We start from the raw sequence: 22,452 nt of genomic DNA on the forward strand, positions 1-22,452 counted from the left end.
CGACGATGAGTCAGGCACAGGACAACGGGTACGCCGACGCCGGGGCCACCGGTCCCGCCGTCCCGCAGACCCGCACCGCACGCCACCGCCGGATCGTGGACATCCTCAACCGGCAACCGGTGCGCTCGCAGAGCCAGTTGGCGAAGCTCCTCGCCGACGACGGGCTGAGCGTCACCCAGGCGACCCTGTCCAGGGACCTGGACGAGCTGAACGCGGTGAAGATCCGCAACACGGACGGCGACCTCATCTACGCGGTGCCCAGCGAGGGCGGTTTCCGCACGCCGCGCGCGCCGCTGGGGGAGTCGGCGAAGGAGGAGCGGATGCGGCGGCTCTCCCAGGAGCTGCTGATCTCCGCGGAGGCCTCCGCCAACCTCGTCGTCCTGCGCACCCCTCCCGGTGCGGCGCAGTTCCTCGCCTCGGCGATCGACCAGGCCGAGCTCCACGACATCCTGGGCACCATCGCCGGCGACGACACCCTGCTCCTCATCAGCCGCAACCCGACCGGCGGCCAGGCCCTGGCCGACCACTTGCTCCGCCTGGCCCAGAACGGCCACTAGCCGAGCTGCGGGCAATCGCGCCGACCCAGCTGTGGCCAGTCGCGCCGACCCAACTGCGGGCAGTCGTGCCTCCCCCAGTGCTTGACGCCTGGGAGGTGCCCCCAGGCGGCACGGGTGGGCGCTGGGGGTACCCCCTCTGGGGGAGGCACCCCGCACGCGCGGTGAGCGCCCCACCCACCCCGCAGCACGACGGCGCGACAGGCCGACGCACGCACGGGGCCCGCGGGCGTGCGTCACCCCAGCCAGCCGCCCAACCCGTCCGTGCACCGCACCTCGTCCCCCGCCGTGATCAGCAGCGCCTCCACCTCCGGCAGCGCCTGCAACCAGGCCAGCCCCTCCCGCGAGCCCATCGCGAACGCGGCCGTCGCCCAGCAGTCCGCCCAGGTCAGCCGTGGCGCGACCACGGTGACCGACACCAGGTCGGTCACCGCCGAGCGGCCGGTGCGCGGATCGACGATATGGGCGCCCCGCTCGGCCGTCCCGGACGTGGCCACCGCCAGCTCCTGCGCGCCGGCCGCCGAGATCACCGCCGCCAGACCCCCCGTGCGCAGCGGATCCGACACCCCCACCCGCCACGCCCGGTGCGCCTCCGGGGAGCCCAGCAGCTGCACGTCCCCGCCGCCGTTCACGCTGACCCCGCTCGCCCCCGCCGCCGCGATCCGCCGGGCCGCCCGTTCGGCCGCCCAGCCCTTGACGATGCCGGTCGGATCCAGCCGCCCCCGGTAGCGCAGGCTGAACCAGCCCTCGCTGACCCGCTCGGCCTCGGCGCCCAGCTCCAGCACCTCGGCGACCTCCGGATCGCAGTCCTCCACGGTGAGTTCACCGCGGGCCAGCCGCGAGACCTGGCTGTCCTCGCGATACGTGCTGAACCGCCTGTCGGCCCGGTGCAGCCCGGCGACCGCCTCGCGCAGCGCCGCGCCGACCGACTCGGGTTCCCCGCCGCGGACGTCGAAGGAGAAGACCGTCCCCATGACCTCCTCCGTGTGACGCACCGCGGCGGGAGCGTTCACCGGCTCCGCCACGGCCTCACCCATGGACCTGGTCCAGAGCCGACTGCAGCGACTTCAGATAGCCGCCGCTGGTGTAGGTCGCCCCGGACACCGCGTCGATGTCCGCGCTCTGCGCGGCGACCGCCTCCTGGTTGAGCTTCGGGACCGCCATGGCGGTCTTCTGGTCGCTGAGACCCCCCTTGGGCGCCTGCACCGCCTCCGCCTTGACGATCTTGCCGTCGCTGACCGTCAGCCGGACCTGGACGGCGCCGTACTGCGTCTGGGCCGCGTCCCCGGTGACGGTCCGGGTGCCCGTGCGCTGCGCGCCGCTGCCGCCTTGCGGCGACTCCTGCGCGGCCGCCGACGGCTGTGCCGCCGCCGTCTGCTGCGGTGCCGCGCCGGCGGCCGAGGCGGAGGCCGGGTCGGAGGCCGGCTTCAGCGACAGCAGCAGCACGATCCCGGACACGGTGGCGGCGCCGGCGAGCACCGCGCGCCGAACGGGGTGGCTCTTCCTCATCGCTTATGAGCTCCTGACGTCCCGTCGCTACATCTCGAACGACTCGTGATGGATGCGGCGCGCGGGGACCCCCGCGCCGCGCAGTGCCTCGTACACCGACTGCGCGAAACCGGGCGGGCCGCACATGAAGACGTCGTGGCGGTCGATGTCGGCGATCTTCCGCCGCAGGGACTCGGCGGAGATGTCGGGGCGTTCGCCGTCGGGGCTGTTGACCGCGTACATCAGCCGGGCGCCGCGTTCGTCGGCGATCTTCGCCAGCTCGCCCCACAGGGCCAGGTCCTGGGTGCTGTTGGCCCGGTAGAGGAGGGTGATGTCACCGGCCGCGCCGGGCAGCGTCTCGAACAGCGCCCGCATCGGAGTGATGCCGACACCGCCCGCCACCAGCAGCACCTTGCCGCGGCTGCGCCGGGCCGCGGTCAGCGCGCCGTACGGGCCCTCCGCCCACACCCGGGTGCCGGGCTCGAGTTCGCGCAGCCGGGCACTGTGGTCGCCGATCGCCTTGACGGTGATGCGCAGCAGGTCCGGGCGGGGCGCCGCCGACAGCGAGTACGGGTGGGAGCTGAACCGCATGCCGGGCGCCAGGAACCGCCACCGGAAGAACTGCCCGGCCTCCGCGCCCATCCGGTGCAGCTTCCGGCCCCCGATCAGCACCGACACGATTCCCGGGGTCTCCTCGACGACCGCCTCGACCCGCATCCGGTGCTTGGTGTTCAGCCGGATCGGGGTGAGGACCCGGTACCAGACGACCAGCGCGCTCACCGCACCGTACAGCCCGTACCAGAAGGTCTTGGCGACCGGTTCGACGGCGAAGTCGTTACCGGTGGTGATCTGGTGCCAGAACGTCAGGAACACCGCCGCGTACGTGAAAAGGTGCACGTGGTACCAGGTGTCGTACGGCATCCGGCGGCGCACCGGGCCGACGGAGACCAGCCCGATGACCAGCAGCAGCCCGGTGCCGATGGCCGCCTTGCCCATGTCGGGCAGCTGCTCGACCGAGTCGGTCGTCTGCCGGACGATGTCGCCGAGCGACCTGCCCGCCTGGAGCGCGTAGCCCCACATGGTCAGGAACACGTGCGCGAGGACGAGGCAGAGCATGTACCGGCCGCTCATCGCGTGCCAGCGGGCGACCCGGTCGGAGCCCACCCGCCGCTCCAGGGCGGGCACCCGCGCCATCTGGAGCACGACCAGCGCCATGAGGTAGCCGGCGAGCAGGCCGGTGATGCGCCCCGCGTTCAGGATCTTCCCGTTCGTGTCGGCGATGGAGGGGGTGTTCATCCACCACAGCCAGACGACGCCCGCCGCGCCCGCCCCGACGGCCAGCAGCAGCACGACGGCGGGGGAGCGGCGCGGCCGGATGCGGCGCATCGTCTGGCGCCGGGCGGCGCGGCCTCCTGCGAGCGTGGTGGTCACGGTTCCTCCGTGGGATTCGACCCTTGGCCGCCCACACATACGTGTCACGTGTGCCGAGTGTTCACAGCCCGGCGGAGTCCAGAGCCGACTGGAGCGACCGGCGGTAACCGTCGCTCGTGTACGTCGCTCCCGAGACCGAGTCGATGTCCGCGCTCTGCGCGGCCAGGGCCTCCCGCCTCAGCTCGGGGAGGGCGTAGCTGTTGATCTCCTGGTCCCGCGGGTTGTCCGTGGGGTAGGAGACGGCGGTCACGTCGCTGATCCGGCCGTTCTTCAGCGTGATCCGCACCTGGACCGGGCCCCAGCGGGTCTGTGCCGTCTCGCCGGTGACGGTCTTCGTGCCGCTGGAGCTGCCGGACCCGCCGCTGGACCCGCCGCTGGACCCGCTCCCGGACCCGCTCCCGGACCCGCTCCCGGAGCCCGCGGAGGCACCGGCCCCGGCGGACGCGGCCGGGGCGGGCGCCGCGGCGATCTCCGGCGGGGTGTGCGGCTTCAGCGACAGCAGCATCACCAGCCCGGAGACGGTGGCGGCGCTCGCCAGGACGACACGGCGCAGCGGACGGTTCTTCTTCAACGGGTGCAACGGGGCCTCACAGCTCGAAGGACTCGTGGTGGATGCGCCGGTCCGGCACTCCGGCGGCGCGCAGCACCTCGTACAGGCCCTGCGCGAAGGCGTGCGGACCGCAGAGGTACACGTCGTGCCCGGACAGGTCGGCGACGGACGCCCGCAGGGACGCGACGGTGATGGCGGGGCGCTCCCCGTCCGGGCCGTTGAGCGCGTACAGCACCCGGGCTCCGCGCCACCGCGCGATCGCCTCCAGTTCGCCGCCCAGGGCGAGGTCCTGGGCCGTGCGCGCCCGGTACAGCAGGGTGACCTCGCCGGGAAGCGTCTCGAACAGCGCCCGCAGCGGGGTGATGCCGACACCGCCGGCGATCAGCAGCGACTTGTGCGCGGTGCGCCGGTCGGCGGTCAGCGAGCCGTACGGGCCCTCCGCCCACACCCGGGTGCCGGGCCGCAGCAGTGGCACGGCCGCGCTGTGGTCGCCGAGCGCCTTCACGGTGATGCGCAAGCGGTCCGGGCGGGGCGGCGCCGACAGGGAGTACGGCGTGGAGGTCCACCCCATGCCCTCGGCGAGGAACCGCCAGCGGAAGAACTGCCCCGGCCGGGCGCCGAGTTCGTCCAGCCGGTGGCCGCGCACGACCACCGAGTACACCCCGGGCGCCTCCGGGTGCACCGACTCGACCCGCAGCCGGTGCCGCAGGTTGAGCCGCACCGGCGCCAGGACCCGGAACCAGAGCACGAGAGCCGCGACGCCGAGGTAGAGCACGTACCAGGCGGCCGTGGCCACGGTGTGGCCGTTGAACTGGTCGCCCAGCGCCAACTGGTGCCCGAAGGCCAGGAAGACGGCGGCGTAGGTGAGCAGGTGCACGTAGTACCAGAACTCGTGACTGGTGCGGCGCCGGACCGCGCGCGCCGAGGTGACGCCCACGGCGAAGAGGATCACCGTGCCGAAGGTGGCCTTCAGCATCTCCGGGTAGCCCAGGACGATCGAGAGCGCCTCGTGCCGGACCGAGGCCCGGTCCTGGGCGGCATAACCGAGAACGATCAGCGCCGCGTGCGCGACCAGCAGGCAGACCGTGTACCGGCCGGCCATCGCGTGCCAGCGGGCCACCCGGTCCGAGCCGACCCTCCGCTCCAGCGGCGGCACCCGGGCCATCAGCCCGACGAGGACCGCGCAGGCGTATCCGCACAGCAGCCCCGCGATGCGTCCCGCGCCGGTCAGCACGCCCGCCGAGCCGACGACGGAGGGGGTGCCGTGCCACCACAGGCCGACCACCGCGGCGGCCCCGGCCCACAGCAGCGCGGGCACGGCAGCCGCCGGGGAGCGCCGGGGCAGCACCGGGACGGGCGGTGCGGCCCGTCGCTCGTACACCGTGGTCATCTGTCGTACGTCCTTTCACCGGTCCAGGACGCCACTGTGCGGGCCGAACCTCTGAGAGAGCTCTGAGCACGGGGGCTCGGCCGTCACTCACAGAAAACTCAGAGGCACCTCACGCAACGCCCCGCCGGGCGACCGGCGATGCTGGAAGGGCCATGAACGCATCCCGCCCGGCCCCTCCCGGCCTTCCCCGGCTCACCCGCCCCGACGGCACCTCTGTCCGGGTCCTGGTCGTCGACGACGACCCCGACCTCGCCGAGGTGCTCTGCGGAGCCCTGCGCTACCAGGGCTGGGAGGTCGAAGCCGCCGGTGACGGCGCCACCGCCGTCGCCCGCGCCCGTGAGCTGCGGCCCGACGCCGTCGTGCTCGACGTGATGCTGCCGGACACCGACGGCTTCGCCGTGCTGCGGGACCTGCACGCCGTACGCCCGGACGTCTGCGTGCTCTTCCTCACGGCGCGGGACGCCGTGGAGGACCGCATCGCCGGGATCACCGCGGGCGGCGACGACTACGTGACCAAGCCGTTCAGCCTGGAGGAGGTGGTCGCCCGGCTGCGCGGGCTGCTGCGCCGCGCCGGGATGGCCCGGCAGCCGGACGACGGCCCCCGGCTGACCGTGGGCGACCTGGTCATGGACGAGGACGCGCGCGAGGTCACCCGGGCCGGGGAGCTGATCGAGCTCTCCCCGACCGAGTACGAGCTGCTGCGCTTCCTGATGCGCAACCCCCGCAGGGTGCTCAGCAAGGCGCAGATCCTGGACCGGGTCTGGTCCTACGACTTCGGCGGCCGGGCCCACGTCGTGGAGCTGTACATCTCCTACCTGCGCAAGAAGGTGGACGCGGGACGCGAGCCCATGATCCACACGGTGCGTGGGGCGGGCTACGTGCTGAAGCCGGCCGTCCGGTGAGGGCGCGGCTCGCCCGGGTAGCACGGCGGGCGGGGCGGCTGCCCCGGCCGCGGACGCTGCGGGCCCGGCTCACCTTCGGCCTGGTGGTGCTGCTCGCCGCCGGCTGCGCCGCCGTCGGCGTGGCCGCGGTCGTCGAGCTGAACGGCTTCCTCATCGGCCGGCTCGACCAGCAACTGGAGCAGACCGGGCCGAGCTTCGCGCAGAGCCTGGAGCACGGCACCGACGCCGGCACCGTCACGGGCAAGCCCTCCGACCACGACGGCGACGAACACGGCGACACCCGCCGGCAGGCCGCAGAGACGTTCGGCGCCCGGCTGCTGGACGGCTCGGTGACCAACGCGGCGGTCGTCCCCTCCCGTTCCCACCCCGGCTTCGCCGTCCCCCTCACCGCCGCCGACCGCGAGACCCTGGCCGCGCTGCCGGTGGACCGCCACGGCCACACCGTGCGCCTGTCGGCGCTGGGCGACTACCGGCTGGCGGCCTGGCCGGGACGGGACGGCGACGTGCTGGTCACCGGGTTGCCGATGGAGCCGGTACGGGCCACGGTCCACCGGCTGGAACTGGTCGCCGGGGGTGTCTTCGGGCTCGCGCTGGCGGCGGCCGGAGTCGCGGGCGCCCTGTGGGTGCGCTGGTCGCTGCGGCCGCTGAGCCGGGTCGCGGCCACCGCCACCCGGGTCAGCGAGCTGCCGCTGGCCAGCGGCGAGGTGGCGCTGCCGCCCCGGGCGCCCGAGGCGGACCCGCACAGCGAGGTGGGCCGGGTCTCCACCGCCTTCGACCGGATGCTCCACCATGTCGAGGACGCGCTCACCAAACGGCACGCGAGCGAGGAGCGGCTGCGCGGCTTCGCCGCCGACGCCAGCCACGAGCTGCGCACCCCGGTGGCCTCGGTGCGCGGCCACGCCGAACTCGCCCTGCTGCACCCCGGCCCGGTGCCGCCCGAGGTGTCGCGCGCCCTGGAACGCATCGCCGCCGAGTCCGCGCGCATGGGCGAGATGGTCGACGAGATGCTGCTCCTGGCCCGGCTGGACGCCGGGCGCCCCCTGGAACGCCGCCCGGTCGACCTCACCCGCCTGGTCCTGGACGCGGTGACCGACGCCCGGGCCGTGGGACCCGGGCACGGCTGGGCGCTGGACCTGCCGGAGGAGCCGGTGACGGTGACCGGCGACGCCCACCGGCTCCAGCAGGTCCTGGCCAACCTGCTGGCCAACGCCCGTCTGCACACCCCGGAGGGCACGAAGGTGACGGTCACCCTGGAGGCCGACGCCGCCACGGCGGCCCTGTCCGTCCACGACGACGGCCCCGGCGTCCCGGAGGAGATCCGCCCGGGCGTCTTCGACCGCTTCACCCGCGCCGACCGCCGCCGCACCGACCCCTCGGCCGGCGCCGGAGCCGGAGCGGGCCTCGGTCTGTCGATCGTGGCAGCGGTGACCGAGGCCCACGGCGGAAGCGTGGGGCTGGAGAGCCGCACGGGCTCGACGACGTTCACGGTGCGGCTGCCGGCCGACGCGGTGGGCGGCGGCACCGGCTGAGCACGCGGCTCAGACCTTCGACGGCCGAGCTCGCCGCTCAGGCCGGCGACGGGGGCAGCGGCAACGGCAGCCCCGGCAGCCCGTCCAGGCTGGTGGCGATGTGCTCCTTCCCGGTGAAGTACTCGCTCAGCGAGGCGTCGTCCTCGCGGGCGAACCGCCTGCCGTGCAGATCGCGGTCCTCCTCGTAGGCCATGAACGGGACCGCGTACCCGCAGGTGTCCCGGATCAGTTCGGCGCGGACGACGATCACGGCACGCAGCCCGTGCGTGGTGGGGTCGATGTCGGGGAAGCGGGTGAGGAGTTCCGGGAAGCGCGCATCGTCGCGGAAGACCGGCTCGCCCCGGCCGTGCACGCGCACGATGTTGGGCGGCCCCTGGAAGGCGCACCACATGAGGGTGATCCTGCCGTTCTCCCGCAGGTGGGCGATGGTCTCCGCGTTGGATCCGGCGAAGTCCAGATAGGCCACGGTGTGCTCGTCGAGGACCGCGAAGCAGCCCTTGAGGCCCTTGGGCGAGAGGTTGACCGTGCCGTCGCCCGACAGCGGGGCGGTCGCGGTGAAGAAGAGGGGCTGCTCCTCGATGAACGTGCGCAGCCTGCCGTCTATGCGCTCATAGGTCTTTCCCATGTCTGACGATTATCGGGGCACTTCTTTCGGCTGTCTAAGGAATTCGGGTGTGCGCTTCGGCGACCAGAGGTGGCGCGGGTGGCGCAGGCGGCGTCAATTGACGAGTCATGCAGAGGTCTGCATAATCATGCATCAAGGAAGCACTGTGAGGACAACCTCGCGAAATCGGCCCTCTTCCCTAGGAGCAGCGCAAGTGAGCAGCAACAGCGGTGACGTACGGCTCTGGGGCGGCCGTTTCGCCGACGGTCCCGCCGAGGCCCTGGCGAAGCTGTCCGCGTCCGTCCACTTCGACTGGCGGCTCGCGCCCTACGACATCGCCGGCTCACGCGCCCACGCACGCGTGCTGCACAAGGCGGGCCTCCTCGGCGAGGACGAGCTTCAGCGCATGATCGCCGGGCTCGACCAGCTGGAGGCGGACGTCGCCGACGGCTCCTTCACCGGCACGATCGCCGACGAGGACGTCCACACCGCGCTCGAGCGCGGCCTGCTGGAGCGCCTCGGCCCGGACCTCGGCGGCAAGCTGCGCGCCGGCCGCTCGCGCAACGACCAGGTGGCGACCCTGTTCCGCATGTACCTGCGCGACCACGCCCGGATCGTCGGCGGCCTGATCGCCGACCTCCAGGACGCGCTGATCGGCCTCGCCGAGGCCCACCCCGACGTGGCGATGCCCGGCCGCACCCACCTCCAGCACGCCCAGCCGGTGCTCTTCGCCCACCACGTCCTCGCCCATGTGCAGTCCCTGTCCCGGGACGCCGAGCGGCTGCGCCAGTGGGACGAGCGCACGGCGGTGTCGCCGTACGGCTCGGGCGCCCTGGCGGGCTCCTCCCTGGGCCTGGACCCGGAGGCGGTGGCGCGGGACCTCGGCTTCGAGCACGGCAGCGCCGCGAACTCCATCGACGGCACGGCCTCCCGTGACTTCGTCGCCGAGTTCGCCTTCATCACCGCGATGATCGGCGTGAACCTCTCCCGGATCGCCGAGGAGGTCATCATCTGGAACACGAAGGAGTTCTCCTTCGTGACCCTGCACGACGCGTTCTCCACCGGCTCGTCGATCATGCCGCAGAAGAAGAACCCGGACATCGCCGAGCTGGCGCGCGGCAAGTCGGGCCGTCTGATCGGCAACCTGACGGGCCTCATGGCGACGCTGAAGGCCCTCCCGCTGGCGTACAACCGCGACCTCCAGGAGGACAAGGAGCCGGTCTTCGACTCCATCGACCAGCTGGAGATCCTCCTCCCGGCCTTCACCGGGATGATGGCGACGCTCACCGTGCACCGCGAGCGCATGGAGGAACTGGCCCCGGCCGGCTTCTCGCTCGCCACCGACATCGCCGAGTGGCTGGTCAAGCAGGGTGTGCCGTTCCGGGTGGCGCACGAGGTGGCCGGCGAGTGCGTGAAGGTGGCCGAGGCCGAGGGCAAGGAACTGGACGAGCTGACCGACGAGCAGTTCGCGAAGATCTCCGACCGCCTGACCCCCGAGGTGCGCACCGTCCTGAACGTCCCCGGCGCCCTCGCCTCCCGCAGCGGACGCGGCGGCACCGCCCCGAGCGCGGTCGCCGTCCAACTCGCCGAGGTGAAGGCGGACGTCGCCGCGCAGCACCAGTGGGCGAACGCCAGGAAGTAGCACCTCGGTTGCCGTTGCCACCGGGACATCGCGGGTTACGTTGGTCTGAGCCGTAAGGAGCCGACCGAACGGAGCCCGCGATGCCCTTCGCCCGACTGGCCGCAGCCACGACTCCCACCTGCCACTTCGGCCTGGGCCTCGCCGCCGTCGGGCGCCCCGGATACATCAACCTCGGCCGCGACGGCGACCTCCCGGCCGACCGCACCGTCGACGCCCTGCGCGAGCGCACCCACGAACTGCTCCAGGCGGCCTACGCACAGGGCGTCCGCTACTTCGACGCCGCCCGCTCCTACGGCCGCTCCGAGGAGTTCCTCGCCGACTGGCTGCGCGCCCACCCCGAGATCGACGACGTCGTGATCGGCAGCAAGTGGGGCTACGCCTACACCGCCGGCTGGACCACCGACGCCGAGCGGCACGAGGTCAAGGACCACAGCATCGCCGCCTACGAGCGGCAGCGCGCCGAGACCGCCGAACTGCTCGGCGACCGGCTCGACCTCTACCAGATCCACTCGCTGACCCCGGACAGCCCGGCCCTTACCGACAAGGAACTCCACGCCAGGCTCGCCGAGGCGGCCGCCTCCGGGGTGACCATCGGCTTCTCCACCAGCGGTCCCGCCCAGGCCGACACCGTCCGCGCCGCGCTCCAGGTGACCGTCGACGGCGAGCCCCTCTTCCGTACCGTGCAGTCGACGTACAACGCCCTGGAGACCTCGGCGGGCCCCGCCCTCGCCGAGGCCCACGACGCCGGGCTGACGGTGATCGTCAAGGAGGGCATGGCCAACGGCAGGCTCGCCGAGCCCCACGCCCCGGACGCGCTGAAGGCCGTGGCCGCCGAGACCGGGCTCGGCTGCGACGCCGTGGCCCTCGCCCTGATCCTGCGTCAGCCCTGGGCCGGCGTCGTCCTCTCCGGCGCCGCGACCGTCACCCAGCTCGCCTCCAACCTCCACGCGGCCGTCGTCGACCTCGACGCGGACCGGCTGACCCGCCTCGCCGCGCTCGTCGAGGACCCGCGCGCCTACTGGGAGCACCGCGGACAGCTGCCCTGGCACTGACGGACCACCTCACCGACCGGTGTGACCGGCAGCCGGGACCACCTCATCGACCGGTGTGACCGGCAGCCGGAACCACCTCACCGACCGGCGGCCATGAGACGCCCGCGCCCGTGATGAGACATGAATGTCTCACATGGGCTATGCTCGTCTCATGGCCCTCGACCGTGAGCACGTACTGCGCAGCGCAGCCGCCCTGCTGACCCGCAAGTCCACCGCGACCATGGACGAGGTCGCCAAGGCCGCCGGGATCAGCCGGGCCACACTGCACCGCCACTTCGCGGGCCGCGACGCACTCGTCCGGGCGCTGGAGGCGCTCGGCATCGCCGAGTGCGAGGCCGCGCTGACCAGGGCCCGGCTGGACGAAGGGCCGGCGAGCGACGCGGTGCGCAGACTGGTGCGCGAGATCCGGCCCGCGGCCGGGCTGCTCGCCTTCCTGTACGGGGAGAACCAGCTCTGGGAGACCGAGGCGGACCCCGGATGGTCCCGGATCGACGCGCGGATCGGCACCGTGTTCGTGCGCGGTCAGCAGAGCGGCGAGTTCCGCATCGATCTCAGCCCGGTCTGGCTCACCGAGGCGCTCTACGGGCTGATCGCCTCCTGTGCCTGGGCCGCGCAGGACGGCCGGGTCGCCCCCAAGGACTTCACCCACATGATCGTCGAGCTGCTGCTCGGCGGTGCTCTGCGAAGAGAGGAATCATGACCAGCACCCTGCGGCCGGCGGCCGCGACGGAGACGGAGCAGCGGCCGGGCCGGTGGCTCGCGCTGGCCGTCCTCGTGCTCGCCGTGCTGCTGGTGGCCGTCGACGCGACCGTCCTCGGCCTGGCGACCCCCTACATCAGCGAGGACCTCGAGCCCTCCGGCACCCAGCTGCTGTGGATAGGCGACGTCTACTCGTTCGTCATCGCCGGTCTGCTCGTCTCCATGGGCAGCCTCGGCGACCGCGTCGGCCGCAAGCGCGTCCTGCTCGGCGGCGCCACGTCGTTCGGCGCGATCTCCGTGCTCAACGCCTACGCGACCACCCCGGAGCTGATGATCATCGCCCGGGCGCTGCTCGGCGTCGCGGGCGCCACGCTGATGCCCGCCACGCTCGCCCTGATCCGCAACCTCTTCCACGACCCGCGCGAGCGTAGCCTCGCGGTCGGCATCTGGGGCGCGACCGCCTCCGCCGGTACGGCCGTCGGCCCGATCGCCGGCGGATTCCTCCTCGAACACTTCTGGTGGGGCTCGGTCTTCCTGATCAACCTGCCGGTGATGGCGGTCCTCGTCCTCGTCGGCGTCCGCCTGCTGCCCGAGTCCCGCAACCCGGACCCGGGCCCGTGGGACCTGGCCGGCGTCCTGCTGTCCCTGGTCGGCATGATCGGCATCGTCTACGCCGTGAAGGAGGCCGCCGCGCACGGGTTCACCCCGGCGGTCCTCGGCGCGGGAGTGGTGGGCGCGGCCGCGCTGTACGGCTTCGTCCGCCGGCAGCTCACCCTGCCCGCACCGCTGCTGGACATCCGGCTCTTTCGCAATCGCGGCTTCAGCGGCGCGGTCCTCGCCGATCTGCTGACCGTCCTCGGCATGTCCGGCCTGGTCTTCTTCCTCTCCCAGTACCTGCAACTGGTGCAGGGCAGGCGGCCGTTCGAGGCGGGCCTGGCCGAAGTCCCCGCGGCCGTGGGCGCGGTGGCGGCCGGTCTGGTGGCCGGCCGGGCCGCCCGGCGGTTCTCGGTACGGGCCGTCGTCTCGGGCGGTCTGGCCGCCGTCGGCCTGGCGCTGGCCGCGCTGACGACGCTGGACGCCACGACGGGCTACCCGCTGCTGGGTGCGGCCCTGCTGGTGGTCGGCGTGGGCGCCGGCTTCTCGTTCACGGTCACCGCCGACGTGATCCTCTCCAGTGTGCCCAAGGAGCAGGCGGGCGCCGCCTCGGCGGTCTCCGAGACGGCGTACGAACTCGGCGCGGCCCTGGGCATCGCCCTGCTCGGCTCCATCGTCACCGCCGCCTACCGCGGCTTTTCGGGCCCGGCCGGCACGCCGCCCCAGGCCCACGAGTCACTGGGTGGCGCGGTGGAGGGGGCGGCGAACCTGCCCGCACACACCGCGCAGGAACTGCTCTCGGCCGCCCGCGACGCCTTCGTCCACGGCCTCCACCTGGCCTCGGGCGCGGGTGCGGCGGTCCTGCTGGGAGCGGCGGCAGCGGCGTGGGTCCTGCTGAAGGGACAGAAACTGGAAGACGCGGGGTGAGGTGAGGGCGAGGTGAGCAACCCAGGGGCGGGGGGCTGTATCTATGCGGCTCCGCCGCGTGGGCGCGAGCAACCCGAACGGACTCGCACTCGGGGAAGGGGCCGAACCCCTACGGCGCAACCCCGCCCAACCGCCGGAGGCTCACGCCGCCTTCGCCTTGGTGGCGTACATGTCCACGTACTCCTGCCCCGACAGCCGCATCACCTCGGTCATCACCGAGTCGGTCACCGCCCGCAGCACATAGCGGTCGCGGTCCATGCCATCGTACCGCGAGAACTCCATGGGCTCACCGAAGCGGACCGTGACCCGGCTCGGCCGCGGGATTCCCGCGCCGCCGGGCTGGATCTTGTCCGTGCCGATCATGGCGAAGGGGACCACGGGCGCGCCGGTCATCAGCGTCAGCCGCGCGATGCCGGTGCGCCCCCGGTACAGGCGGCCGTCGGGGGAGCGGGTGCCCTCGGGGTAGATGCCGAAGATCCTGCCCTCCTCCAGGATCCGGCGGCCGGTCATCAGCGCCGCGACACCGCCCTTGCCGCCGTCGCGGTCGACCGGGATCATGCCGACGCCGGTGAAGAACCAGGCCATCAGCCGGCCCTTGAGTCCCTTGCCGGTGACGTACTCGTCCTTGCCGATGAAGAAGACCTGGCGGTCGCAGACCAGCGGCAGGATCATCGAGTCGATGAACGTCAGATGGTTGCCGGCCAGGATGACCGGGCCGTCGCCGGGGATGCGCTCCGCGCCCTCCACCTGTGGGCGGAACATCAGGCGCATGATCGGACCGAGCACTGCCTTGATGAGCGCGAAGCGGGACAACGGGCCCTCCGGTGTCAAGGGATTGTCTGGGGAAGCTGTATGAGTCTGTGCAGGTGAGGACGATACTCGCGGCGCGGTCCGGATTGCACATCGGGCTCACCGGGTCTTACGCCCTGTTGACGTACGTTCACCTGCGGAGCGGGCACGTTGCCTCCCGGTAACGGGTGTGTGGCGGTGTGACGGAGTTCGCGTCCCGGCCCGCCGCCGGCGCGTTCCGGCCCGCCCCCGGCCCGCCGTCGGCACGTTCCGGACCGCCGCGGGCCCGCTGCCGGGTCCACCCCCGGCCCGCCCCCGGACCGCCGCCGGGGCGCCCCTGGCCCGCCACCGAGGCCGCCCCCCGGACCGCCGCCGGGGGCCACCCCCCGGACCGCCGCCGGCAGGCCCCCGGTCCGCTCCCGGACCGTGCCCCAGACGACATCCCGCGTCACCCCGGTGTTCGGTACGGGGTCTCCCGCAAGTCATCCGTGCCCCCCTACCATCGGCGCGCCACGCAGGACACGAGAGGCAGGAGGCGGTCCATGGGGACGCAGACGCCGGACGAGCGGGCCGGGACACGGGACTCCGACGGAAGGGCGGGCGGGACCGGGCGCCGGGCGCTGCTCGGGGCCGCGGTGCTCGGCGCCGGAGGAGCGGTCCTCGGGCTGCCCGGGGTGGCCAGAGCCGCCGGGGACGGGGCCCCGGCGCACCGGGGCGGCGGACTCGGCAGCCTGCCCGTGCCCACGGTCATCGGCCACCGCGGCGCCAGCGGCTACCGGCCCGAGCACACCTTCGGTTCCTACGAGCTGGCCCTCGACCTCGGCGCCGACATCGTCGAGGCCGGAGACCTGGTGCCCACCAAGGACGGTCACCTCGTGTGCCGGCACGAGCCGGAGATCGGCGGCACCACGGACGTCGCGGACCATCCCGAGTTCGCCGGCCGCAGGACCACCAAGACGCTCGACGGCGTGCCGACCACCGGCTGGTTCACCGAGGACTTCACCCTCGCCGAGCTGAAGACGCTGCGCGCGGTCGAGCGCATCCCGGCCAACCGCCCGCACAACACCCTCTACAACGGCCGCTGGGAGATCCCCACCTTCGAAGAGGTCCTCAAGTGGCAGGACGAGCAGACCCGCAGGCGCGGCCGGCAGGTGTGGATCTACCCCGAGACCAAGCACCCCACGTACTTCCGGAAGCTGGGTCTCGGCCTGGAGGAGCGGGTCGCCAAGCTGCTGCGCACGTACGGCAAGGACCGGCGGAACTCGCCGGTCATCCTCCAGTCCTTCGAACCCAGCAGCGTCCAGAGGCTGAACAAGCTGGTGGACAACCCGCTCGTGGTGCTGCTGTCCGGTGCGGACACCCGGCCCTGGGACTTCGTCGAGGCCGGTGACCCGCGCACCGTCGCCGACCTGATCACCAGGAAGGGCCTGCGGGAGATGGCCTCCTACGCCCAGGGCATCGGCCCGACCGTGGACCTCGTCATCCCCAGGGACGCGAGCGGCAACCTCACCGAGCCGAGCAGCCTCGTCCGGGACGCCCACGCCGTGGGCCTGGTCCTGCACCCCTACACGGTCCGCAACGAGAACCCCTTCCTGCCGCCGGCCTTCCGCAGGGGCAGCGACCCGGACGCCTACGGTGACGTCTTCGGCGTGTTCCAGAGGTACTTCGCGACCGGCATCGACGGCATCTTCACCGACAACGCCGACACCGGACTGCTCGCCCGTGCGGACTTCCTCGCCCGCCGGTCCGTCAACAACTGAGCCCGCCCCGCCCTCGTCGGAGTGAATCGACGGCCGTCCCGGCAACTTTCGCCGGGGCGGCCGCGTCGTGCCGCATATGACACACGACCTGCTCGCCTCCCTGCGTCCCCTGCTCGTCGCCGAGGCCTCGGCCGAGGCACATGCCGCCGGAACCGAGCCGGGCGACCTGGAGCAGGCGGTCTGGCTGCGGCTGCTGGAGCGCCTGGAGGCGGACGGGCCGCCGCACGATCCGCAGGGCTGGCTGCGCAAGGCCGTCCGCTCCGAGGCGCGCCGCACACGACGCACGGTCAGCATCGAACGGCCGTACGGCCTGGAGCCCGCGGAGGACAGTGAGCGCGGCCCCGAACACCTCGTCCTGGCGGCGGCCCGCCGGCGCGCGCTGCGCGAGGCGGTGCGCCGGCTGCCCGGCCGCTGCCCCCGGCTGCTGGAGGCCCTGCTGTCGCCGAGGGACCTCACCTACCGGGAGATCGCGGGGGAGTTGGGTATCTCACAGGGCAGTCTCGGCCCGGAACGCTCCAGATGTCTGGGATGTCTGCGTCGTTTGCTGACGCCGGAGGTTGCGGCCCGCGAACCGCGGGGATAGGAGTGATGGACGACCGGTGATCAGGTGAGCGGGAGGCGTGCGCACATGGGCATGAGCGTGACCATCTCTGCGGCGACCGAGCAGGACGCGGAGCAGATCTTCAAGCTGCAGTACCTGTGCTTCCAGAGCGAGGCGGCGCTGTACGGCAACTACCGCATCGACCCGCTGGTCCAGAGCCTGGACTCGGTCCGTCAGGAGGTGGCCGGGGACTGCGTGTTCGTCGCCCGGCTCGGCGAGGAGGTGGTCGGCTCGGTGCGCGGCCGGGTCGCCGAGGACGGCGCCGCCTCCATCGGCAAGCTCTGCGTCCACCCGCGCCTTCAGGGGCACGGGATCGGGGCCCGGCTGCTGCGCGCCGTCGAGGCAGCGCTGACCGAGCAGCGCGGCGCCACCAGGTTCCGTCTGCACACCGGCCACCGCAGCGAGGGCAACCTGCGCCTGTACCGGCGCGTGGGCTACCAGCCCGTGGGCACCTCCGAGGGTGCCGACGGGGTGCCGATGATCGTCCTGGAGAAGCCGGCGGGGACCTACGCGGCTACCGCGTGACGCCGCTGACGTCGCGGGACGTGCGCAGCCAGTACAGCGCGGACAGCGGCAGCAGCACCGGGATGAAGATGTAGCCCATGCCGTAGTCGGACCAGACCGTCGCGTCGGGGAACGCCGACGGCTCGACGAGCGTCCACGTCCCGACCGTCAGCACGCCCACGAGCTCGGCGGCGCAGCACACCAGCGCCGCCTTGCGGGCCGTCTCCCCGCCCCGCACCAGTGAGTACGTGATGAAGCCGTAGACCACGCCCGCCACGGCGGACAGCGAGTAGGCGAGCGGCGCCCGGTCGAAGTCCGTGGCGATCTGGTAGACGGAGCGGGAGACCGCGCCGACGACCATCACGCCGTAGAACCAGACGAGCAGCATGCCCGGCCCGCTGACGAGCCGCTTCGGCTGCCGCTCTTTCTGTTCCCTCTGTTCCACGGTGGCCATCTCACCCTCCCCAGATGTCGTAGAGCCGCACTTCGAGGACGGCGAGGACGATGCCGCCGGCCGCGGCCGTCACCGAGCCCCAGCGTGTGCGCTCGGCCAGCGACATGACGCCCGCCGCCGGGACGCAGGCGAAGGCGCCCAGCAGATACGCCACGAAGATCGCCGTCCCCTGGTCCGCCTTCTCGCCCCGCGCCAGCGCCACGATCCCGATCACCAGCTGGATGAGCGCCAGCAGCGAGACCACGGCCATCCCGATGAAGTGCCAGTCCTTCGTCGGCTGGTCACGATAGGCCGCCCACCCGCACCAGGCGGCGAGCAGCAACGCGGCGACGCCGGTCACCAGCGTCAGGGCATCAAGCATGGGGTGACCCTATTACGCCGCATTCCCCCCTCCACGCCCACCCCAGCCCCGGGCTCCCGCCCACCTCGGCCTCGGGTTTCTGCGTGCCCCGGTCGCGGGCCGTGGCGGCTCGGCGGCGGTCGCCGCCCGCCCGGCACCGGCTTTTCGCCCACCCGAGGCCGGGGCTCCCGCCCACCCAGGTCCCGGCTCCCGCCCCGGCACCGGCCTCCGCTCGCCCCGGCCTGGGGCTCCCGCCCGCCCCGACCTGGGGCTCCCCCGCGCCCCCGCCGTGGGTCGGGGCCGCTCGGCTCTGGCCGAGGACTTCTGTGCAGCTCGGCTGCGGTGGGCTGCTCTCCTGGGCGCGGGCTTGCGCCCGGGCCGGGTGCGGGCAGTTGTCCGGCCCGGTGCCGGCGTCCTGCCCGCGCGGCCGTGGGCATCCGCGCATTCGGGCGCCGGGTTCCTGCCCGGCCGCCGCGGGGTCCGGGCCGTCCGGCCCGGGGGCGGCGCCTGCCGACGGTCGGTCGCGGGATCCCGGGCCGGGGCGGCGGCGGTCTGGCCGGCCTGCCGGGGGGCGGACGGTCTGTGGGCGGCAGTGGTGTCGTGGTGTTGGCCACAGCGGGGGGGCGGCGGGTTGGGTGGCGACACGGGGGTGAGTGGTCCGGCCGGCTTGTGCGCGCTGGTCACGGCGGTGGCGTGGGTGAGTGGCGAGGGGTTTCACGGGTGTCCACTATGCGGACGGCGATGCCGGGTCAGCGGTGCCGGTCTGGTTTACTGACCGCATGACCACGACGAGCGACCGCATCCCTGCGACCGGGGCGACCATGACGCCCGGTGCTCGTTGTATGTGTCCCGAGCGTCGAATGTGCGCCTTCTAGAGGGCCCCTGCACCACCTGAGCCTCGCGCCCCGAAGCGAGTGCCCGCTCACCGCGTCCGCCCGTTCGTCCGGCACGCCCGGCACGTCCGGAGACGAGGCTGAGCCCCGCCCCCGCGCACACGTTCTCCCCGGTTCCACCGCCACCGCGAGAACCCTGCCGCGTTCCCGACCGCATGCACCCGTGCCCGGGCACACCCGCGCCCGCGCACTCGACAGTGACGGAAACCCAACGTGATCACCACATCGGGCCTCACCAAGGTCTACCGCTCGCGCGGCCGCGAGGTCACCGCCCTCGACGGCGTCGACCTGCACGTCCGCGAAGGCGAGGTGTACGGCGTCATCGGCCAGTCCGGCGCCGGAAAGTCCTCGCTCATCCGCTGCGTCAACCTTCTGGAGCGTCCCACCGCCGGCACGGTCACCGTCGCCGGACAGGACCTCACCGCCCTCGCCGGCCGCGGGCCGCGCGCCGGCAAGGAACTCCGCCGGGCGCGCAGCCGGATCGGCATGGTCTTCCAGCACTTCAACCTGCTGTCCTCACGCACCGTGCGGGACAACGTCGAGCTGCCCCTGGAGATCCTCGGAAAGTCGGGGAAGGAACGTTCCCGCAGGGCGCTCGAACTGCTCGACCTGGTCGGCCTCGCCGACAAGGCCGGCGCCTACCCCGCCCAGCTCTCCGGCGGCCAGAAGCAGCGCGTCGGCATCGCCCGCGCCCTGGCCGGCGACCCCAAGGTGCTGCTCTCCGACGAGGCCACCAGCGCCCTGGACCCGGAGACCACCCGCTCCATCCTCCAGCTGCTGCGCGACCTGAACCGGCAGCTCGGCCTGACCGTCCTGCTCATCACGCACGAGATGGACGTCGTGAAGTCGATCTGCGACTCGGCGGCGCTCATGGAGAAGGGCCGCATCGTGGAGTCCGGCACGGTGAGCGAGCTGCTCGCGACCCCCGGCTCCCAGCTGGCGGCCGCGCTCTTCCCGGTCGGCGGCGAGGCCACCGGCGAGCAGCGGACCGTCGTCGACGTCACCTTCCACGGCGAGGCCGCCACCCAGCCCGTCATCTCGCAGCTGTCCCGCACCTACAACATCGACATATCGATCCTCGGCGCCGCCATCGACACCGTCGGCGGCCTCCAGGTCGGCCGGATGCGCATCGAACTGCCCGGCCGCTACGAGGACAACGTCGTGCCCATCGGCTTCCTGCGCGAGCAGGGCCTGCAGATCGACGTCGTGGGCGACGACAAGCCCGTTCTGGTCAAGGAAGGTGCCGAGCTGTGACCTGGTCCGAGATGCAGCCGCTGCTGTCCCAGGCGTGTTGGGACACGCTCTACATGGTCGGCTGGTCCACGCTCATCGCCGTCGTCGGCGGCCTGCCCCTCGGCGTCCTGCTCGTCCTGACGGACAAGGGCGGGCTGCTCCAGAACGTCGTCGCCAACAAGCTCATCGGGCAGATCGTGAACATCGCCCGGTCGATGCCGTTCATCATCCTGATGGTCGCGCTGATGGGCTTCACCCGCTGGGTCACCGGGACCACCATCGGCCGCGAGGCCGCGATCGTCCCGCTCGCCATCGGCGCCATCCCCTTCTTCGCGCGCCTGGTCGAGACGGCCGTCCGTGAAGTGGACGGCGGGCTCGTCGAGGCCGTGCAGTCGATGGGCGGCAACACCTGGACCGTCGTACGGAAGGTGCTCGTACCGGAGTCCCTGCCGTCCCTCATCTCCTCCACCACCACCACGGTCGTCGCCGTCATCGGCTACTCCGCGATGGCCGGCACCGTCGGCGCCGGAGGTCTCGGCGACATCGCCATCCGCTACGGCTACCAGCGCTTCGAGACCCAGCTGATGTGGATCACCGTGGCGATCCTCGCCGTCGTCATCTCCGTCATCCAGTTCGCCGGCGACCTCGCCGCCCGCTCCCTGCACCGCCGCGGCGGCCGCTCGGGCCCCGCGCCCAGGCTGCGGCTGCTCAAGGCCGAGGAGCCCGCGCCGGCCGAGGTCGGCAAGGTCGCCTGACGCCGCACCGGCTCACCGGACCTCCCCCAGACTCCCCGTCCACCCGACACGGGGCCGCACCACCAAGGAAAGGCACTTTTCGTGCGTAACACCGCCAAGATCACCACCGCCGTCCTGGCCGCCGGGGCCCTCACCTTCGGCCTCTCCGCCTGCGGCTCGGGCTCCGACTCCGGCAAGAAGGACGCCGACGCCCCGCTGACGGTCGCCGCCACGCCCACCCCGCAGGGCGAGATCCTCACCTACGTCAAGGACCACCTGGCGCAGAAGGCCGGCCTCAAGCTGGAGGTCAAGGAGTTCACCGACTACGTGACCCCGAACACCGCCGTCCAGCAGGGCCAGGTCGACGCCAACTACTTCCAGCACAAGCCGTACCTGGACGACTTCAACAAGAAGAACGGCACCGACATCGTCCCGGTGCCCGGCGGCAACGTGCACCTGGAGCCGCTCGGCGTCTACTCCAAGAGCGTCAAGAAGCTCGCGGACCTCAAGAAGGGCGCCACGATCGCCCTCCCCAACGACACCACCAACGAGGCCCGCGCGCTGAAGCTGCTGGAGGCCAACGGCGTCATCAAGCTGAAGGCCGGCGCCGGATACGAGGCGACCCCCAAGGACGTCACCTCCAACCCCAAGGACGTCACGTTCAAGGAGCTGGAGGCGGCCCAGCTGCCGCGCTCCCTCGGTGACGTCGACGCCGCGGTGATCAACGGCAACTACGCCCTGGAGGCCAAGCTCTCCCCGGCCAAGGACGCGCTCGTCGCCGAGTCCGCCAAGGGCAACCCGTACGCCAACTTCCTCGCCGTGAAGAAGGGCAACGAGAACGACCCGCGCGTGAAGAAGCTCGCCGAGCTGCTCACCTCGCCCGAGGTGAAGAAGTTCATCGAGGACAAGTACGACGGCGCGGTCGTCCCGGCGTTCTGACCGGCACACCACCACCGCCCGGCGGCCGGTACGGGGTCCACTCCCTCACCAGGGGTGGACCCCCACGCCTTTCAGGCAGTGGGGGAGGACCCCGTGGTGCGTTCCGGTGCTTCCATGCTGCATGCTGGGCAGTTCAGCAGTCCCTGAAGGTTCACCGAAGGTTACGGAGCGGCGCATGACGAGCACCTTCCCCAACGTCTCCATCAGCACGGAGCGGTTGGTCCTGCGCCCCTTCGAGGAGTCGGACATCGAGGCCTTCGCCGAGATGATGAACGACGAGCTGGTCACCGCCTGGACCTCCGTGCCCCACCCCTACACCGAGGCCGACGCCCGCGCCTGGATCACCGAACTCGCCCCCGCCGAACGGGCGGAGGGCCGCGGCATAGTCTTCGCCGTCGACGAGTTCCTCACCCAGCGCCTGGTCGGCACGGTCCATCTGCGCAACACCGACTGGCGGGTGCGCTCCACCGAGATCGCCTACGTCGTCGCCCCCTGGGCCCGCGGCGAGGGCTACGCCTCCGAGGCCGCGCTCGCCACCGCCCAGTGGGTCTTCCAGGACCGCCGGTTCGAGCGCCTGGAGCTGCGCACCGCCGCCGACAACACCGCCTCCCAGCAGGTCGCCCAGAAGATCGGCTGCATCAGCGAGGGAGTGCTGCGCGGCGCGTGGATGGCCCGCACCAGGAACGGTGACGGCGAGTGGACCGACGTACGCACCGACCTCATCGTCTGGAGCCTGCTGCCCGAGGACCTGGAAGGCGTGGGCGAGCAGCTGGCTGACACCGGCGGTTTCGCGTCGTACGCCGACTGGAACTGACGGCGGTCCGGCCACGAGCCACGGCGACG

At 72.6% G+C, this 22,452-nt stretch carries 22 protein-coding genes and 1 pseudogene; 14 read left to right on the top strand and 9 right to left on the bottom strand.

From position 1 onward, the window contains the following. Positions 1 to 5 precede the first annotated feature (5 nt). Positions 6 to 557 carry an arginine repressor gene (locus tag ABZ484_RS08485; RefSeq protein ID WP_030166281.1) on the top strand — a complete coding sequence of 184 codons (552 nt, stop codon included), beginning with the start codon at positions 6 to 8 and terminating at the stop codon, positions 555 to 557. 233 nt (positions 558 to 790) lie between these two features. Here the strand turns inward: ABZ484_RS08485 and ABZ484_RS08490 are convergent, their stop codons facing one another. From ABZ484_RS08490 to ABZ484_RS08510, 5 genes and pseudogenes are all read right to left on the bottom strand, one after another. Then, entirely contained in the window at positions 791 to 1,591 is an 801-nt protein-coding gene (locus ABZ484_RS08490) for an FAD:protein FMN transferase (protein WP_358865127.1), read from the bottom strand. Position 1,592: 1 nt separating this feature from the next. After that, positions 1,593 to 2,063: pseudogene (locus tag ABZ484_RS08495) on the bottom strand (FMN-binding protein); the annotation flags it as partial. 27 nt (positions 2,064 to 2,090) lie between these two features. Next, positions 2,091 to 3,473 (bottom strand): ferredoxin reductase family protein, encoded by a 1,383-nt coding sequence (locus ABZ484_RS08500; protein WP_358865128.1) that lies wholly within the window; start codon positions 3,471 to 3,473, stop codon positions 2,091 to 2,093. 61 nt (positions 3,474 to 3,534) lie between these two features. After that, positions 3,535 to 4,053, bottom strand: a complete 519-nt coding sequence (locus tag ABZ484_RS08505) for an FMN-binding protein (protein WP_358865129.1) — start codon at positions 4,051 to 4,053, stop codon at positions 3,535 to 3,537. Positions 4,054 to 4,060: 7 nt separating this feature from the next. Continuing rightward, positions 4,061 to 5,413, bottom strand: a complete 1,353-nt coding sequence (locus ABZ484_RS08510; protein ID WP_358865130.1) for a ferric reductase-like transmembrane domain-containing protein — start codon at positions 5,411 to 5,413, stop codon at positions 4,061 to 4,063. A gap of 152 nt (positions 5,414 to 5,565) precedes the next feature. On the opposite strand from ABZ484_RS08510, the gene ABZ484_RS08515 reads away from it, so the two are divergent. Together ABZ484_RS08515 and ABZ484_RS08520 are read left to right on the top strand one after the other, a co-directional pair. After that, positions 5,566 to 6,315 carry a response regulator transcription factor gene (locus tag ABZ484_RS08515; protein ID WP_358865131.1) on the top strand — a complete coding sequence of 250 codons (750 nt, stop codon included), beginning with the start codon at positions 5,566 to 5,568 and terminating at the stop codon, positions 6,313 to 6,315. Continuing rightward, positions 6,312 to 7,844 (top strand): HAMP domain-containing sensor histidine kinase, encoded by a 1,533-nt coding sequence (locus ABZ484_RS08520; RefSeq protein WP_358865132.1) that lies wholly within the window; start codon positions 6,312 to 6,314, stop codon positions 7,842 to 7,844. The genes ABZ484_RS08515 and ABZ484_RS08520 overlap by 4 nt, the downstream gene beginning before the upstream one ends. Positions 7,845 to 7,881: 37 nt before the next feature. Here ABZ484_RS08520 and ABZ484_RS08525 read toward each other — a convergent pair whose 3' ends face one another. Then, on the bottom strand, positions 7,882 to 8,469 hold the full coding sequence (locus tag ABZ484_RS08525; protein ID WP_358865133.1) for a pyridoxamine 5'-phosphate oxidase family protein: 588 nt from the start codon (positions 8,467 to 8,469) through the stop codon (positions 7,882 to 7,884). A 193-nt stretch (positions 8,470 to 8,662) separates the two neighbouring features. On the opposite strand from ABZ484_RS08525, the gene argH reads away from it, so the two are divergent. From argH to ABZ484_RS08545, 4 genes are all read left to right on the top strand, one after another. Beyond that, complete coding sequence (argH, locus tag ABZ484_RS08530; RefSeq protein ID WP_358865134.1) at positions 8,663 to 10,090, top strand: argininosuccinate lyase; 1,428 nt, start codon at positions 8,663 to 8,665, stop codon at positions 10,088 to 10,090. An 80-nt stretch (positions 10,091 to 10,170) separates the two neighbouring features. Continuing rightward, positions 10,171 to 11,142 (top strand): aldo/keto reductase, encoded by a 972-nt coding sequence (locus ABZ484_RS08535; protein WP_358865135.1) that lies wholly within the window; start codon positions 10,171 to 10,173, stop codon positions 11,140 to 11,142. Between the two features lie 151 nt (positions 11,143 to 11,293). Continuing rightward, positions 11,294 to 11,842: a helix-turn-helix domain-containing protein gene (locus ABZ484_RS08540; RefSeq protein WP_358865136.1), complete on the top strand. Its 549-nt coding sequence runs from the start codon at positions 11,294 to 11,296 to the stop codon at positions 11,840 to 11,842. After that, positions 11,839 to 13,362 carry an MFS transporter gene (locus ABZ484_RS08545; protein WP_358865137.1) on the top strand — a complete coding sequence of 508 codons (1,524 nt, stop codon included), beginning with the start codon at positions 11,839 to 11,841 and terminating at the stop codon, positions 13,360 to 13,362. Before ABZ484_RS08540 ends, ABZ484_RS08545 begins: the two co-directional genes overlap by 4 nt. Positions 13,363 to 13,503: 141 nt before the next feature. On the opposite strand, the gene ABZ484_RS08550 is transcribed toward ABZ484_RS08545, so the two are convergent. Continuing rightward, positions 13,504 to 14,124 (bottom strand): lysophospholipid acyltransferase family protein, encoded by a 621-nt coding sequence (locus ABZ484_RS08550; RefSeq protein ID WP_358865138.1) that lies wholly within the window; start codon positions 14,122 to 14,124, stop codon positions 13,504 to 13,506. A gap of 569 nt (positions 14,125 to 14,693) precedes the next feature. Here ABZ484_RS08550 and ABZ484_RS08555 point away from each other — a divergent pair. The 3 genes from ABZ484_RS08555 (at position 14,694) to ABZ484_RS08565 (ending at position 17,037) form a co-directional block, all read left to right on the top strand. After that, a complete protein-coding gene (locus ABZ484_RS08555; protein ID WP_358865139.1) occupies positions 14,694 to 15,911 on the top strand; it encodes a glycerophosphodiester phosphodiesterase in 1,218 nt (405 codons plus the stop codon). A gap of 76 nt (positions 15,912 to 15,987) precedes the next feature. Continuing rightward, positions 15,988 to 16,494 (top strand): sigma-70 family RNA polymerase sigma factor, encoded by a 507-nt coding sequence (locus ABZ484_RS08560; protein WP_358865140.1) that lies wholly within the window; start codon positions 15,988 to 15,990, stop codon positions 16,492 to 16,494. A gap of 45 nt (positions 16,495 to 16,539) precedes the next feature. After that, positions 16,540 to 17,037 (top strand): GNAT family N-acetyltransferase, encoded by a 498-nt coding sequence (locus ABZ484_RS08565; RefSeq protein WP_358865141.1) that lies wholly within the window; start codon positions 16,540 to 16,542, stop codon positions 17,035 to 17,037. Here ABZ484_RS08565 and ABZ484_RS08570 read toward each other — a convergent pair. After that, positions 17,027 to 17,470 (bottom strand): hypothetical protein, encoded by a 444-nt coding sequence (locus ABZ484_RS08570; protein ID WP_358865142.1) that lies wholly within the window; start codon positions 17,468 to 17,470, stop codon positions 17,027 to 17,029. The genes ABZ484_RS08565 and ABZ484_RS08570 overlap by 11 nt on opposite strands. Before the next feature lies 1 nt (position 17,471). Then, positions 17,472 to 17,831 (bottom strand): hypothetical protein, encoded by a 360-nt coding sequence (locus tag ABZ484_RS08575; protein ID WP_358865143.1) that lies wholly within the window; start codon positions 17,829 to 17,831, stop codon positions 17,472 to 17,474. Positions 17,832 to 18,916: 1,085 nt separating this feature from the next. Here ABZ484_RS08575 and ABZ484_RS08580 point away from each other — a divergent pair. The 4 genes from ABZ484_RS08580 to ABZ484_RS08595 all read left to right on the top strand — a co-directional run bounded on the left by ABZ484_RS08580 (position 18,917) and on the right by ABZ484_RS08595 (position 22,423). Further along, a complete protein-coding gene (locus ABZ484_RS08580; protein ID WP_358865144.1) occupies positions 18,917 to 19,957 on the top strand; it encodes an ATP-binding cassette domain-containing protein in 1,041 nt (346 codons plus the stop codon). After that, positions 19,954 to 20,691 (top strand): methionine ABC transporter permease, encoded by a 738-nt coding sequence (locus ABZ484_RS08585; protein WP_358865145.1) that lies wholly within the window; start codon positions 19,954 to 19,956, stop codon positions 20,689 to 20,691. Before ABZ484_RS08580 ends, ABZ484_RS08585 begins: the two co-directional genes overlap by 4 nt. A gap of 81 nt (positions 20,692 to 20,772) precedes the next feature. Next, on the top strand, positions 20,773 to 21,609 hold the full coding sequence (locus ABZ484_RS08590; protein WP_358865146.1) for a MetQ/NlpA family ABC transporter substrate-binding protein: 837 nt from the start codon (positions 20,773 to 20,775) through the stop codon (positions 21,607 to 21,609). 175 nt (positions 21,610 to 21,784) lie between these two features. Then, positions 21,785 to 22,423 carry a GNAT family N-acetyltransferase gene (locus ABZ484_RS08595; RefSeq protein ID WP_358865147.1) on the top strand — a complete coding sequence of 213 codons (639 nt, stop codon included), beginning with the start codon at positions 21,785 to 21,787 and terminating at the stop codon, positions 22,421 to 22,423. Positions 22,424 to 22,452 lie beyond the last annotated feature (29 nt).

This window comes from Streptomyces sp. NPDC006393 (assembly GCF_040628575.1).
Taxonomy (GTDB): domain Bacteria; phylum Actinomycetota; class Actinomycetes; order Streptomycetales; family Streptomycetaceae; genus Streptomyces.